The organism is Neorhizobium huautlense (assembly GCF_002968575.1).
GTDB classification, from domain to species: Bacteria; Pseudomonadota; Alphaproteobacteria; order Rhizobiales; family Rhizobiaceae; genus Neorhizobium; species Neorhizobium huautlense.
Genome location: NZ_PVBM01000037.1, coordinates 16,890 through 30,282 on the forward strand (window position 1 = coordinate 16,890; position 13,393 = coordinate 30,282).

A 13,393-nucleotide genomic window follows, 5' to 3' on the forward strand; every position below is an offset into this window, starting at 1 on the left:
ATCCCGATAGTCAAATCTGGAAGCCTCTAGAAATCGTGATTTCACAGTTCTCAACGGTGTTATCGGATCGCGTGGGCCAATGTCGCTTCGGCCCAGATACGCGATGGCGTCGATCTGGAATGGCTTGTAACCGGAAGCCTCCAGGTTACTGACCAAATGCCCAACCTCGTTGCCGAGGTAGTGACCAGTTTCCGCATCAATGAGCACCAGGCGTTTGCGGGAGGGCTTCGCGGCCGCCTGCCACGGTTCCGGCATCTATATCGCGTCGTCCATTCCCGAGGGAGCAGCGCGCATCGTTCATCGGGTGCATGTAGTGCACAAGCGACCCGCCGCGGCGTCTGGGCTGCGGCCACCGTTATCCTTACACGCGGGCCAAGCCTCGAGCCGCAGAAGGCGCTGCCATTCGTCACCGGGCGCATCGCCATAACGAGCGCACGGCGCGGTTCCTGAACTGTATTGCTGTCAGGCACATGAACTATGCCTTCGAAGATTATGGCGATATTCAGGGCGAGAGGTCACTGCGGATCGCGATTAGCGTCCATCTCGTCGTCTCGCTCGGTGTACGCTGGATCATCGAGGACGGCTACGACAGCCAATTCCGCAACCAGGCCCACCCGATCGCCTCGCTGCATGGCCTAGATCAGGCGGGCCGCGTCCTCTACACTGGCACCTTCAGCAAGGCGCTGCTACCGAGCCTTCGCATCGGCTATCCTGTGGCCCGCGCCGATCTCGTGCCGGCCTTTTGCGCCGTGCGGCCCGCCGTCGACCGCTCCCCGCCGAGCTCTCGGCAACGTGTGATAGCCAATTTTCTGGAAGAGGGCTATTTTCCGGTGCATCTACGGCGCCTGAGGGAAAGACTCAGGGCCTCGCGCGATATGATGGCCGGGTTTCTGGCCGAGCGGCTGGCGGACCATGTGGCGGTGCTGCTGCCGGATCAGGGCATCAACCTAACGGTCAGGAGCACGGGCAGCTGGGACGATGTTACAGATGTCTGCGCTGTGGCGCTGAAAAAGGGTGTCGTTGTGATACCGCTATCGAGGATGAATGTAGTTTCGACGAAACGGTCACGGCTGCTGCTTGGGTTTCCGGGCTTTCCGAGGAGGAGGCGGATATAGGGACGCGGGTACTTTCGGAGGTGTTCAAAGGGAAGGAATTCGCCGACAGCTGCCCTTAACTTGGTAAAGAATCTCGCTGTTGCGTTTCGCGAGGGCGAAAGTTCGATCCAAAAGAGGGACTATGTCTTCTTGACCTGGCTACCTAAACAAGCGCCTGCGAGGCGCGGGCGGATTGAGCCGCCATGACTTCTATTACGAATGTCGGTGACGGGGAGGGCAGAGGACGGAAGCTGCGGCTCGATACCCATCAAGACCTCGACGGGAACTCACGATCTACTCGTGGTGATCAGGTGCAAGGCAGAATTGCCCCTTGTAACCGCTGCCGCTGACAGCTTGCGATCGAATGTCGCCAGCTGGCCACCACGCGCCTTGGCTAGCGCAAGCAAGTAGGTATCAGTTACCTGTCCCGGTGTTAGAATCTTTGTGGGAGCGATATCACCTGATCCAACAAGGCTCACATCGTCCGGCCAAAAACTGTGGCCGGGGAGAGAGCGCAACTTGCGGACGATCTCCGTCACGAGTGCCGGTGAACCAGGAGAGTTAGGATATTTGGGGTTGCCGACAATCCGGATGACACCATTTTCGGTAATCGGGCAGGTAGCCCACGCGACCTGACCCATCGCAGTGAACCACTCGTGCGCATCATCATGAGCTACATGGCCCGGATCAATTAAGGCAATCAGAACATTGACGTCGAGCAGGAAAGTCACGGCAGTTCGTCACGCAAGGCGTTCACGATGTCGAGCGTCACTGGCGGCGCATCTGGCCGAACTGACAGGAGAGGAATGCCATTGCGTTGACCGCTGCGGGGCGGTCGGCGCAGAGAACGTCTCGCCAGCTCAGAAATGACCTCGCCGACGCTCCGGTGCTGCTGGGTTGCCATCGCTTTTGCGGCGATCAGGACATCGTCGTCGATGGTCAAGGTCGTTCTCATATCTGCCTCATCGCGCATCAATCATCACACATCATATAAAGCAGGCGGTCGGCCTTCTCAAGGTGAACAGGACACACTATTGCGCCAAATTGTTCACCGGGAAAACCTGGTAACCGGGAATATTGCCGCGACGGCCGGAAACCAGCCGACATCTCCGTAAATGCCGCTGGTTTCGTCTCCGCCGCATCTAAAACTTCGTCACGCCCGGATGTTGCCGACAAGCCCAGCCTGCGCGTTTAGCCAATGAGGCTCCAAATTTGACAGGCGCCGGCGGTGATGACGTAGACGTCGTCGCGCCGGTAGTGGCGCGGCGAAGCCACGCTCCGACCAGTCAGACCTCGGATCGCGCTTATCCAGGTCTACCCGGCGAGCTCGTGCTGCCGCGATGACAAGCGGTCAAGGTAGAGGGGGTTGGGGTGCCTGCGTCTGATTCGGTAAACCGCTGCCGGAGGAAGATTGGCGAGCGTGCCGCCGATCCTTTCCGCCTCGAGCCCGAGATGATTCAGTAATCTCAGCGGAACCGGACAACGCGGGCCGTAGGTGAATTGATAGAAGGCGGCGTCCGGCTTCAACTTGTTAAATGCACCGGTCAGGATCGCAATCACCTTACGCGGCGGCATCGACAACACTGGTAGCCCGCTGACCACGGCGCCAGCGGGCCTTCCTTCGAAGAGTTCAACCGTACGCAGGCGAGCGGCATCCATCCAAAGCGTACGTGCTCCCGGGTAATGGAAATGGAGCGCGGCGGCGAACTCGGCCTCGAACTCGATCAGCGCGAGGTCTTCCTCTCGGACACCACGGGCGAGGAGGTTGCGTGTAAATGCACCCGTGCCGGGGCCGAGCTCGATCACCGGCCCGGTGTCGCGCGAGATTTCGGAGGTGATAAGGCTGGCCAGCGCCTGTCCCGAGGGCGCGACGGCGGCGACCCGCAAAGGATTCCTGAACCAAGCCCGGAAGAAGCCGAACGTCTCGGCCATACGCTGTTGTTTCATTGGAAATGACCTCGAAGATGTTTTTGGTTCCCGGCATGGTTCGATGGCGGGCCGCTGTCAGGCGTGATCAGGTTTCGCATAGCGCCGCGCCCGGTCTACGGCTGCGAACCCGTCGCGCAAGCCAGACCAGGATTGCCTCCGCAAGCAGCAGGCCGCCCAGGGCTGCCAAAGCAAGGACCGTTATGTTCCCTGTCTCAATCGAGTGCGAAGCGTAATAACCGAGGCCGATGAACAGGCCATTCCAGACCGCGACGCCGGCCGCCGAGGCGACCATAAAGCCGCTGGAGTTTCCACGAAAAAGGGCAGCGAAGGCGGGAGCGAACAGCCGGACGGTCGGCACAAGCTGGAGCGCGAAGGCAAGCGTGGTCTGGTTCCGGCGGAACGAGGCGGTCCGGTGCTCGACGCGATCTGCCGACATCCCGAAGATACGGCAAGCTCTGTTCAGAAGTCGGGCGGATCTTACGGTGCCCAGCAGCCGGAAAGAATAGAATAAGGCCGCACAGCCGAACATGCTGCCAGCGACAGTTGCAAGAAAGCCTGCCAGCAGCGGCCAGGCCTCATCCGCTGCGCCGATGCCGATCGCCAGCAGCAGCCCGTAGGATGGGATGACGGGCACGAAGCGCTCGGCCAGTGCAATGGCGAAAAGACCAACAAGCCCATAGGCGCCTATCCACGCCATGATTGCTGCTACCGGGTCAAAATCCATAAGCGATTCCTCTTTGATCGATGGCTGGGCAGTGTTAGCCGGATGTGGAGAATGCTCTCTCAGGCGAGATGAGCCACCGGAGGCGCCCGGTTTTCGCGACGCGCCACCGGTGGTTCCAGAGGCCGCCCGCAGGTCGACATTATCAGTGACGGCTCTCGTCGGATCGCAGGGCAGGGGCATCCCTGATCCGAGACGAGTACACACGCCTCACGTTGCGACGGGAGGCAAGACGGTCCGTGTTCGGCGTTCGCCGATGGTCTCGGTGACGGCCAGCGGCAGCGAACGTATCCGTCGGCCCGTGGCTGCATGGATGGCATTGGCGATCGCGCCTGCGACCGGCACCACGCCCGGCTCGCCCACGCCAGAGGGCGGCTCCGTGCTTTCCATGATTGAGACCTCTATCTCGGGTGCGTCGGCGATGCGCTGCATTGGGAAATCGTGGAAGTTGGATTCCACCACCGCGCCGGCATCGAGCGTGATTGCGCTTATCAGCGCCGTGGTCAGTCCAAAACTGATGCCGCCCTCCATCTGCGCGACGACGGCGTCCGGGTTGATCACCAGGCCAGCGTCGATTGCGCAGACGATGCGGTTCACCCGGACTTCGCCGTTCGCGGCCACCGTCACCTCCGCCACCTGCGCCACAACGCTGCGATAGCACTCCTCGATGGCGATGCCGCGGCCCTGGCCCGGTCGCAGGGCAGTGCCCCACCCGGCCATCTCAGCCACACGGTTCATCACCGCAAGATGCCGGGGCTTGTCGCGCAGGAGCGCCCGACGATAGGTAAGCGGGTCTGCTCCCGCGCGCTGGGCGCATTCGTCGATGAAGCTCTCCGTGAAGAAGGTGTTGAACGAGAAGCCGTTCGACCGCCAGAAGTGAATCGGCATATGGCTGGGCACATGCTGACTGCGCACCCGCCGGTTCGGAATGGGGTAGTGCAGCTTGTCCAGCCCCTCGACCGACAGACGATCCCCGTCCGGGCCGGGCGTGAAGGGTAGGTTGCGGCTCGCGATCCCCTGGGTAATCGATTGCGCCGCGACCAGCGCATCATATGCAACCGGCAGGCCGTCCGGCCCGAGGGCGGCGCGCAGCCGCGCGGCGGCGTGGCTACGAAAAAGACCGCGGCCGATGTCCTCCTCGCGCGACCAGATCAGCTTGACCGGCCGGCCGCGGTGCCGCGCCGCGAGGAAGGCCGCCTCGGTCACCACATCCTGATCACTGCGCCGGCCGAAGGCGCCGCCATTCATCGTGATGTTGCAGGTCACCGAAATCGGTTCGACGCCCGCCAGCCCGGCGCCTCGGGCAGCGCCCCGCCGGACGGCCATCGGCGATTGCGACGAGACCCATGCCTCTGCGGTCCCGTCGTCACGGACGAGTACCGTCGCATTGATGGGTTCCATGCAGGCATGGGGAAGGAATGGCACGGTGTAGTCGGCTTCTATCACCGCCGAAGTGACGGCGTCGGCGATCACGGAAGCCGCGTTACCGTCGTTGATATGCTCGTATGGGGTCGTGCTTTCGAACGCGGACCGAAGTCGCGCGGACATCTCGGCGCTGCTGACACTGTCCGCATCGGTTGAGGTCCAATCGATTTCGAGGAGACGCGCGGCCTGCTCGGCCTGCCACCAGGAACCGGCGACCACTGCCACCTTCCGCCCATCGATGACCGTCACGTCCGTGATGCCAGGCTGGGAACGCACCGCGGCCTCGTTTGCAATGCGAGCCACCTGCGCGCCAAAGACGGGCGCATGGCGAATGGCGGCGTAGATCATGTGGGGCAGGGTGACGTCCATGCCAAAGACAGGTTCGCCGCGAATCTTGGCAGGTATATCGACCCGAGGCTGCGACCGGCCGATGATCCGCCATTCGGAGGTGGGTTTTAGTGCGGGATGATCGGGTGGCGGCAACAGGGCGGCCTCGTGAGCAAGCTCGCCATAGGACAGGCGCCGGCCGGAAGCCGCGTGACGGACAAACCCGTCGCCGGTGGCAAGCTCCATGGCCGGCACATTCAGTCGAGCCGCCGCCGCCGCCAACAGCATGTGGCGGGCCGACGCTCCGGCGACGCGCATTGGGTGCCACATACCCATGGTCGAGCCTGACGCGCCGGTGGCGATGAAGCCCAGTTGCCCCAGCACGCGGCGACCCACCCAGACAGCGGGTCCCGACGCTTCCTCCGGACGGATCTGAAGGACGTTGAACCAGGTCGAATAGGCTGGATGCGCCTCCGTCGGGAAAACTACGCTGATGCGGTCGTCGAATGGGATGTCCAGTTCCTCCGCCACCACCATGGCAAGTCCTGTATGGATGCCCTGGCCCATCTCGGTTTTCGGCACATTGACGACCACCCGGTTGTCCGGATGAATGACCACGAAGGCGTTGAGCACGGCTCGCTCGCCATCCAGATGGCCATCCAGCCCATCGACATCGACGCTGGCGAGATAGCCGACACCGCCGACAGCGGCGACAAGGACGGTGCCGCCAAGGGCTGCGCCGGTGAGCAGGAAACCGCGACGGGAGAGAAAACGAGGCATGACGGTCTCCTCAGCGCTCGGCCAGCAGGGCGGCGGCGCGATGGATCGCGCGGCGGATGCGCGGATAGGTACCGCATCGGCAGATATTGGTGATTGCCTCATCGATCTCGGCGTCGGTCGGCCGCGGGGTCGCCTTCAATAGCGCCGTCGTAGCGATGACGAACCCGGGTTGGCAAAAACCGCATTGCGGCACCTGCTCATCGATCCAGGCCTGCTGCACGGCCGACAGAGTGCCGTTCGGCTGACTCAGCCCCTCCACGGTCACCACGGAGGCGCCCGCAACGGAGCCGACCGGTGTCACGCAGGAGGGGGTGGCTTCCCCGTTGATGAGGACGCGGCAGGCCCCACACTGGGCAATGCCACAACCATATTTGGGGCCGAGCAATCCAAGGTTCTCACGAAGCACCCAGAGGAGGGGTTTGTCGACATCCGTCTCGATGTCCATCCGCGATCCATTGACGATGAGAGAAACCATTCCTCAGACCTCCACCAGGGTTGATTGCCGTCCCAGCAAGGCAGCGATGCGTTGATTTGCGATCAGCATGGCGATGCCGGTCAGGATGCCTGCAACCGGGACGATGAGCAGGCCCAGTCCAATGCCGTTCGGCACCCGCGCCGTTGTCGCCGCGTCGCTGATCATGCCGACAATGAGAGGTCCGAGCGCAGGACCGAAAAGACCGGAGCCAATCATCGCGAGGCTCGTCGCCATCGCCTCCCTGCCCTTGCCTGCCACCAGGTGGGCGGCGCCGAAGCACCAGGGCAGCAGAAATGCGAAGGACAACATGCCGGGGACGAAAAGGAGGATGGAAAGCCACCCGGTCGGGGTAAACAGCGCGGCGGTCGTCGTAAGGCTTGCGATCATCAAGAGGATGGCTGGCGGCCCGAGGACCCGACCGGTTCCGGAGCGTACCGCGCGGTCAAACAGGCGCCCGCCTGCCAGCGTTCCGCAAATCCCCATCAGGCCTTGCAGCAATCCGAACGCAAGTCCAGCCTCGCTGGCGCTGTAGTCATGGGTGCGGATCAGGAAGGGAACTGCAAAAGCATAGAATGGCGCTGCGGCGAAGCCGAGTGCGACAGAGCTGATGAACAGCCAACGAAATGACGGGGACGAAAGCAGTTGCAGGCTCGCCTTCAGGAACGGCTTGCTATCGGTGGCCGAACGCTTGAGCGGCGGGGTAGAGCGTATGACGGCGAGCGCCAGCAGGGCGATGAACATGCCGAGAACGCCAGCGCCCACCAGCGCTGCACGCCATCCCAGCGTATCGCCGATCGCGCCGCCGACGGCAAAGCCCATCATAGTGCCGAGCGGGATGCCCATGGAGAAAATGCCAAGAGCCAGGCCGCGGCGCTCGGGCGGTACCTTCCGGGCGATGATCGCATGGCTGGCGGGCGTTCCGCCGGCCTCGCCGAACGCGACACCGAAGCGCGTGAAAGCCAGGAACAGGAAGCTCATGGCGAGGCCGCCGAGCACTGTCATCGCGCTCCAGAGCAAGAAGCATAAAATGAGGACGGAACGGGGCGAACCACGATCGGCGGCGCGGGCGAGGGGCATCGACAGCAGCGTGTAGCAGACCGCGAATGCAATGCCGGTGAGTAAGCCAATCTCGGTGTCGCTCAGATCGAGATCTTCCTTGATGGACTCGGCCAAGACGAAGGGAAGCATCCGGTCGACCTGGGAAATGGCGCTAACAAGAAACAACGTAATAAGCAGTACCGTTACGCTTCGACCATCGAAATATTCATCAATATTTATTTTCGATTTATTGGGAAGATCAGCTTTCTTATCTATTGACGGCGCAGCCGTTCCTGTCATGTTGTGTGCTTCCCTGGCTGTGAGTGACGTCATCAAGCTAGAGGAAGTCTCCCATGACCAAAATGCCGAATACCTCAATAAATTTGCCTATTCCTACAAGCGGCGATACCCTGCCGACGGAAGGGCGAGTTCTGCGCTGGCCTCGAAACCAAACGGAGGTTCGCGTGTCGTCATCGCTTCTTGGTGGAATTACCAGCTACATCGAAAGCCAGGGCGGCGGTGAGGGCCTGTTTCCGACGCATATCGAGAGCGTCAACATCATCCGGTCCTACCAGCAGCGGATGCCACTGCGGCAGATCTATCGTCCGTCGCTCTGCGTCGTGGCACAGGGCGCAAAGGAAATTCTGTTCGGCGAGGAGACACTTCGTTATGGGGCGATGGAGTGCCTTGTCGTCAGCATGGAAATGCCGGCCAGCGGGCGGGTGATCGAGGCGAGTGAGCAGACGCCCTATATCGGCCTTACCATTGATCTCGACGTGAACATGCTGCGCGAGGTGCTGGAGCAGTTGGAGATGCCACCCGCTCCGCCTGCCATGCCCGGTCCATCGGTGTTCGTCGGAAAGGTCGATGAATCTCTGGCTGAATGTGTGCTGCGCCTGATCCGGATGTCTCAGACGCCGAAGGCAATCCCGATCCTCTACCCGTCCGTCATGCGGGAGATCTGCTATTGGCTTTTGACCGGCCCGCACGGCGCGGAACTCTGCAGCCTGGCCGTGCCGGAATCGAATTTCATGCGGATTGCAAAGGCGATCTATTTCCTGCGCGCCAATTTCACCCAGACGCTGCGTGTGGAACAGATGGCGGAGGTGGCGCACATGAGCCCGTCATCGTTTCATCAGCATTTCAAGCAGCTCACCTCGGTGACGCCACTTCAGTTCCAGAAGCAGCTGCGCCTTCTTGAGTCGCGACGCCTAATGGTCGCGGAAGCTGCAAGCGTCGAGGAAGCGGCCTACAAGGTCGGCTACGAAAGCCCGTCGCAGTTCAGCCGCGAATACTCGCGAATGTTCGGCGTTGCGCCAAAGCAGGACGCGTTGAACCACCAGCGTATGTATAGCCAGTACGCAAGCCGCAAGGCACGCCGCGCCTAAGCGCGGATCTATGGAAAAGGTCACCCGTGCCGCCGCGGCGCGAAGCGATCCCTGAGATGCTCCTCCGCTACCGCAATAGAAGGTTCTCAGCCGAAGCTCGTCGGGCGGATGCTTTGCTTCCGGAGGGCCGGGCATCTGTCGCGTGACCTATCACGGCAAAAACTGAAGCAGGAATGCCTGGGTCAGTTCGCACAGTGCGGATAGAGGATCAGGCAAGAAATTCACGGAAATCGGCATTCGTCCCCGCGTGGCTGACCGCTAAGTTCGCAGTGCATTGCCTCGGAAATGGTCCGGATCGGTTCAGCCTCGCGCGCCGCGCCGAGTTGAGGCTGATCATCGGGCCGCCAAGTATCCCTGACGGCATGGCTTCTGTCGCTATCGCACGCCCCAAATATCGGAAAGGAACCTATATGTTGAAATCGGCAAAGAGGCCGCTGCTCGCCGCCGCACTCGCTGCAGGATTGACCAGTCTCTCGGTCGGCCATGCTTTGGCACAGGCGTCGTCGCCAGACCAGATCGTCGGTGTCTGGGAGGCGGAGGACGGCATCCTCAAGATAGAGATGTTCGAAGCGGGCGGGAGCTATTCGGCTCGCATGCTCTACGGAAAACTCCTGATGGAGGCGGATGGCAAAACATTCAAGAAGGATACCAAAAATCCCGATCCGAACCTCCGGGGTCGTTCGCTCGAGGGTATTGTTTTTCTGACCGACCTCAAATGGGACCCCCGTGATCTGCGTTGGGAAGATGGAAGCTGGTACAGCGGAGCCAACGGCCGCTCCGCAAACGCCCGCGCAGCCCTGCTCGGCGAGAAAATGGAGGTCCGCGTCTACATGGGGACACCCGCGCTCGGCCGGACCATAGTGCTGCACCGCGCCCGGTGAAGCGCCCTGCTGCAACTTCAACAAACATCGCGACGAACAAAGGCGGCCCAGCATCCCGATAAGCGAGTATGGGGCGGGAATACGCCAGTCCGCCGGCGACTTTCCTAGGCCGCGGTGCGTTGGAGCGACCCGAAAGCTTTTGGGACGTCGAACTGAGGGATCGCAACCAATGCTTGCTTGGCAGTCGAGATTGTAGGATCAGGCAGGTTTTTCGCGCCTTTGGGCATGGAGATCTAAGACGGTATGGGCATGCTGGTGACGAAGATGAACGTAGCGCGTCGAGCCACACCTGGCTCGATCTTGCACTGCCGAGATGAGGATCACTGATGACGAAGTGGACGACCAGTAACATTCCTTCGCAGCACGGCGTTTCGGTGGTCGTGACCGGCACCGGCGGGCTGGGTTACGAAGACGCGCTGGCTCTGGCCCGCGCCGGCGCCGATGTCGTGATCGCAGGCCGCAATCCTCAGAAGGGTGTCAAGGCCGTGGCCAGTATCAGGCAAGCCGTCCCTGGCGCTATGGTGCGGTTCGGCCAGGTGGATCTCGCCGACCTGGCTTCAATCGCCGGCTTCGCGGCGAAGCTCGCTCAGGAGCAGGACAGCCTCGATCTTCTGATCAACAATGCCGGAGTCATGAGACCGCCGGTGCGGCGCGAAACGAAGGACGGTTTCGAGCTGCAGTTCGGCACGAACTATCTCGGTCATTTCGCTCTTACCGCCTATCTGCTGCCGCTCCTGAAAAAAGGCCTCAATCCGCGCGTGGTGACGCTCAGCAGCGTGGCGGCGCGTGGCGGCGCGATCGACTTCGACGACCTGCAGGCCGAGCGCAGCTACAAGCCGATGCAGGTCTACAGCCAGTCCAAGCTCGCCTGCATCATGTTCGCCTTCGAGATGAGCCGGCGCAGCAAGGCGGCTGGGTGGGGCGTTGAAAGCCTGGCGGCCCATCCGGGCCTCACACGCACCGACCTGATCGTGAACGGTTCGGGGCGGTGGAGCCTGCCCGGAATGCTGCGCCGTTTCATGCCGTTCCTGTTCCAGCCCGCCTGCCAGGGCGCTTTGCCGACGCTCTATGCGGCGACCGACCCGGCGGCGCGTGACGGAGCGTACTACGGACCCGACAGGCTGGGTGGCACCCGCGGTTATCCGGTCAAGGAGACGCCTCCGAAACAGGCGCTGGATACCGTCGCGGCGGCGCGCCTCTGGGATATATCCCTGGCGCTGACCGGCGCGACATTCGCTTAAACCGCCGTGCGTGCTCAAGGCTTGTCCCGTGCCGTATCCCTGGTCGGTTGCTTCCTTTCTAAACCAACAACGAAGGACGGCGGGCGCGAGCCTTGAACGTGTCCTGGAGATTTGCTGATGGCATGGTCGTACGGCTACTTCACCGACCTCAACTACACCCATGGATATTATCCGGAAATGAACCCGGCCCTATTGCGCCTGGCATGCCTATGCAACGCGATCGAGCCGCAGATTCCCGATGCACCTTCCTATCTCGAGCTTGGCTTCGGGCAGGGTGTCACGATCAACATGCTCGCCGCGGCGTCTTCCGGTTCCTACTGGGGTACCGACTTCAATCCGGCGCAAGTCGTGGAGGCCTGCAAACTGGCCGATGCCTCAAGAGCGGACATTCATCTGTTCGACGACTCTTTCGAGGAGTTTGCCAACCGGAAGGGCCTTCCCGACTTCGATGTCATAGCGCTACACGGGATCTGGAGCTGGGTATCGGAAAAGAACCGCAAGACCGTAACCGACATCATCAGGCGCAAACTCCGTCCCGGAGGGATCGCCTATATAAGCTATAACTGCCTGCCCGGCTGGGCTCCGGTCGTGCCGATCCGCCAGCTGATGTCTCTCTATCAGGACTATGGCGGCGGCAGGATGTCGAGACCGATGGAGATGATCGAAGGCGCGGTGCAGTTCGCGGAAGAGATCGCAAAGGCCGGATCGTTCTATTTTCGGGACAACCCTTTCGCCAGGCATCATGTGGAGCAATTGACGAAACAGGGGCGCAACTATCTCGGCCACGAATATATGAACGCGGATTGGCATCTTGAGCACTTTTCGGACATGATCCGGAGTCTGGACGACGCCAAGCTCACATATGTCGGCTCTGCGCGGCTGCTCGATGGCATAGATGCCTTTCAGCTCCATGAGGAAGGGATCAAGTTCGTTTCGCAGATCCGTCATCCGATCATGCGCGAGACGGTCCGCGACTATCTGGTGAACAGGCGCTTCCGGACCGATATCTTCGTCAAGGGGGCAAGGCTACTTCCAAGTCGGGAACATCGCGATGTCTGGCACGCGTTGGCATTCGTGCTGGTGATCCCAGAAATTGATGTCCCGAAAAAGATCGCGTGTGCCAGGGGCGAGGTGGCACTGCCCTCCGGCAAATACGACTTGATCCTCGAGGTCCTGGCCGAGGAGGGCTACAGGCCAAAACGCGTCGAGGAACTTTTCAAACATAACAAGCTGCGAAATCTCACGACTCAGGATGTCGTAGATTACCTGACTGTACTCACCGGCGCCGGATTTGTGGCCCCGGCGCAAATACCTTCGGAGAGAGTGAAGGAGCAATGCAGGGCGCTGAACCGGTACATCTTGCAGCGGGCGCTTGTCAGCATGGATCTGCACCACATGGTATCGCCCGTGACCGGAGGCGGGATCGGGCTCACCCACATGACGCAGCTGCTCGTCCTCGCCGCCAGCGAGGGTAAAGTCGGCGCCGCGGCCTTGACCGGCTATGTGTGGGATTTCCTGGACAGCATCGGCGAACGCCTTGTGAGAGACGGCAAAAGGATCGAATCCAAGGATGAGAATCTAGAGGAAATCAGAATTTTAGCGAACAAATTCCTGAAGTTTGGACGACCGCTTCTGCAAGCCTTGCAGATCATTGATGACACTAAGGGATGATAGCTCCCGATGGGACATCCGCTGCCAATCGCGAGACATGACGCTCAACCAATCTCAGGTATCGTTTGTTGTGAGCCCCCCATATCCTATTCCTCGTCACCCAGACGTCGCATGGAGAAGACGGGGCTGAGTTCAAGGCAACCGAGAAAGTTCTGGCGATTGCGCTGCCAAACTTCGTTTATTTTTCATCCTGGGTTGGAAAACTTGGTTCGAATTCTTCTAAGACCAAGGCACCGTTGTGCACTTGCTGTTTACGCTTCGTAACGCCGCGTCGTTCGATACCGATCGAAGCACCAAACAGTTCGTGTCTCGGCCGGTAGAGCCCAGACGTCAATGGTGATAGGAAATAGCAATGATTGCCACGACCAAAATTCGGGCACTCGACGTGTCTCCGGCACAGCCTGAAACACAGCCCCCTTATAT

Annotated in this window: 13 protein-coding genes; 6 read left to right on the forward strand and 7 right to left on the reverse strand. The window is 61.1% G+C overall.

The window, feature by feature from the left end; translation table 11 throughout:
- Window positions 1-156 precede the first annotated feature (156 nt).
- Window positions 157-450 carry a hypothetical protein gene (locus C5L12_RS28255; protein ID WP_157949120.1) on the forward strand — a complete coding sequence of 98 codons (294 nt, stop codon included), beginning with the start codon at window positions 157-159 and terminating at the stop codon, window positions 448-450.
- Between the two features lie 20 nt (window positions 451-470).
- Window positions 471-1,115 (forward strand): aminotransferase class I/II-fold pyridoxal phosphate-dependent enzyme, encoded by a 645-nt coding sequence (locus tag C5L12_RS25365; protein ID WP_105374830.1) that lies wholly within the window; start codon window positions 471-473, stop codon window positions 1,113-1,115.
- A gap of 266 nt (window positions 1,116-1,381) precedes the next feature.
- On the opposite strand, the gene C5L12_RS25370 is transcribed toward C5L12_RS25365, so the two are convergent.
- The 7 genes from C5L12_RS25370 to C5L12_RS25400 all read right to left on the reverse strand — a co-directional run bounded on the left by C5L12_RS25370 (window position 1,382) and on the right by C5L12_RS25400 (window position 8,089).
- Window positions 1,382-1,825, reverse strand: a complete 444-nt coding sequence (locus C5L12_RS25370) for a TA system VapC family ribonuclease toxin (RefSeq protein ID WP_105374831.1) — start codon at window positions 1,823-1,825, stop codon at window positions 1,382-1,384.
- Window positions 1,822-2,049, reverse strand: a complete 228-nt coding sequence (locus C5L12_RS25375; RefSeq protein ID WP_105374840.1) for a CopG family transcriptional regulator — start codon at window positions 2,047-2,049, stop codon at window positions 1,822-1,824. Before C5L12_RS25375 ends, C5L12_RS25370 begins: the two co-directional genes overlap by 4 nt.
- Before the next feature lie 359 nt (window positions 2,050-2,408).
- Complete coding sequence (locus C5L12_RS25380) at window positions 2,409-3,026, reverse strand: class I SAM-dependent methyltransferase (protein WP_105374832.1); 618 nt, start codon at window positions 3,024-3,026, stop codon at window positions 2,409-2,411.
- A gap of 82 nt (window positions 3,027-3,108) precedes the next feature.
- Window positions 3,109-3,747: a DedA family protein gene (locus C5L12_RS25385; RefSeq protein ID WP_157949121.1), complete on the reverse strand. Its 639-nt coding sequence runs from the start codon at window positions 3,745-3,747 to the stop codon at window positions 3,109-3,111.
- A 207-nt stretch (window positions 3,748-3,954) separates the two neighbouring features.
- Complete coding sequence (locus tag C5L12_RS25390) at window positions 3,955-6,276, reverse strand: xanthine dehydrogenase family protein molybdopterin-binding subunit (RefSeq protein ID WP_105374834.1); 2,322 nt, start codon at window positions 6,274-6,276, stop codon at window positions 3,955-3,957.
- Window positions 6,277-6,286: 10 nt separating this feature from the next.
- Window positions 6,287-6,751: a (2Fe-2S)-binding protein gene (locus tag C5L12_RS25395; RefSeq protein WP_105374835.1), complete on the reverse strand. Its 465-nt coding sequence runs from the start codon at window positions 6,749-6,751 to the stop codon at window positions 6,287-6,289.
- A 3-nt stretch (window positions 6,752-6,754) separates the two neighbouring features.
- Window positions 6,755-8,089, reverse strand: a complete 1,335-nt coding sequence (locus tag C5L12_RS25400; protein ID WP_105374836.1) for an MFS transporter — start codon at window positions 8,087-8,089, stop codon at window positions 6,755-6,757.
- Between the two features lie 164 nt (window positions 8,090-8,253).
- Between C5L12_RS25400 and C5L12_RS25405 the strand changes: the two genes are divergently transcribed.
- The 4 genes from C5L12_RS25405 (at window position 8,254) to C5L12_RS25420 (ending at window position 12,970) form a co-directional block, all read left to right on the forward strand.
- A complete protein-coding gene (locus tag C5L12_RS25405; protein ID WP_205839382.1) occupies window positions 8,254-9,177 on the forward strand; it encodes an AraC family transcriptional regulator in 924 nt (307 codons plus the stop codon).
- Between the two features lie 410 nt (window positions 9,178-9,587).
- Window positions 9,588-10,058: a DUF2147 domain-containing protein gene (locus tag C5L12_RS25410; protein WP_205839383.1), complete on the forward strand. Its 471-nt coding sequence runs from the start codon at window positions 9,588-9,590 to the stop codon at window positions 10,056-10,058.
- A 326-nt stretch (window positions 10,059-10,384) separates the two neighbouring features.
- A complete protein-coding gene (locus C5L12_RS25415) occupies window positions 10,385-11,299 on the forward strand; it encodes an SDR family oxidoreductase (RefSeq protein WP_105374837.1) in 915 nt (304 codons plus the stop codon).
- 117 nt (window positions 11,300-11,416) lie between these two features.
- Window positions 11,417-12,970: a methyltransferase regulatory domain-containing protein gene (locus tag C5L12_RS25420; protein WP_105374838.1), complete on the forward strand. Its 1,554-nt coding sequence runs from the start codon at window positions 11,417-11,419 to the stop codon at window positions 12,968-12,970.
- Window positions 12,971-13,393: the final 423 nt, after the last annotated feature.

Coding starts and splice junctions, on each gene's coding strand:
- C5L12_RS25380 (WP_105374832.1), bottom strand. CDS start 3,026: ATGGCCGAGACGTTCGGCTTCTTCCGGGCTTGGTTCAGGAATCCTTTG.
- C5L12_RS25420 (WP_105374838.1), top strand. CDS start 11,417: ATGGCATGGTCGTACGGCTACTTCACCGACCTCAACTACACCCATGGA.
- C5L12_RS28255 (WP_157949120.1), top strand. CDS start 157: ATGCCCAACCTCGTTGCCGAGGTAGTGACCAGTTTCCGCATCAATGAG.
- C5L12_RS25395 (WP_105374835.1), bottom strand. CDS start 6,751: ATGGTTTCTCTCATCGTCAATGGATCGCGGATGGACATCGAGACGGAT.
- C5L12_RS25365 (WP_105374830.1), top strand. CDS start 471: ATGAACTATGCCTTCGAAGATTATGGCGATATTCAGGGCGAGAGGTCA.
- C5L12_RS25385 (WP_157949121.1), bottom strand. CDS start 3,747: ATGGATTTTGACCCGGTAGCAGCAATCATGGCGTGGATAGGCGCCTAT.
- C5L12_RS25390 (WP_105374834.1), bottom strand. CDS start 6,276: ATGCCTCGTTTTCTCTCCCGTCGCGGTTTCCTGCTCACCGGCGCAGCC.
- C5L12_RS25410 (WP_205839383.1), top strand. CDS start 9,588: ATGTTGAAATCGGCAAAGAGGCCGCTGCTCGCCGCCGCACTCGCTGCA.
- C5L12_RS25375 (WP_105374840.1), bottom strand. CDS start 2,049: ATGAGAACGACCTTGACCATCGACGACGATGTCCTGATCGCCGCAAAA.
- C5L12_RS25415 (WP_105374837.1), top strand. CDS start 10,385: ATGACGAAGTGGACGACCAGTAACATTCCTTCGCAGCACGGCGTTTCG.
- C5L12_RS25400 (WP_105374836.1), bottom strand. CDS start 8,089: ATGACAGGAACGGCTGCGCCGTCAATAGATAAGAAAGCTGATCTTCCC.